The sequence below is a fragment of the Pseudomonas sp. HY13-MNA-CIBAN-0226 genome (genome assembly GCF_040310305.1).
GTDB lineage: Bacteria > Pseudomonadota > Gammaproteobacteria > Pseudomonadales > Pseudomonadaceae > Aquipseudomonas > Aquipseudomonas gregormendelii.
The window spans coordinates 1-265 of record NZ_JBEOPS010000320.1; the positions used below are offsets into that span (position 1 = coordinate 1).

Annotated in this window: 1 protein-coding gene; it reads right to left on the minus strand. The window is 46.0% G+C overall.

Annotated elements, in window-relative coordinates:
* A partial coding sequence (locus AAEZ05_RS28925) for a hypothetical protein (protein ID WP_350650043.1) occupies window positions 1-265 on the minus strand: 265 nt, incomplete at both ends.

The following is a 265-nucleotide window of genomic DNA, read 5'->3' on the forward strand; positions in this document are numbered from 1 at the left end:
GCCAAAACCATTGTAACGACCAAGATTAAGTGGTCCTGCATCGCGCTCTGGATCGAGAGAGCGCGGACGAAGCACACGCCAAGCGTTGAATTCTTCCGATTCTGTATTAAGTGGTATGTTAGGTGAATCTCTTCCTTCTATATATACACTAGCTTCAAGTACTGTTCTTATGGCATCTACCCAAGCTTGCAATTCGTCGGGTGTAAACGCTGAAATGCTCTCTTTAATTCCATCAGCACCGCCTGTGTATTTTTTGGCTCTGCCG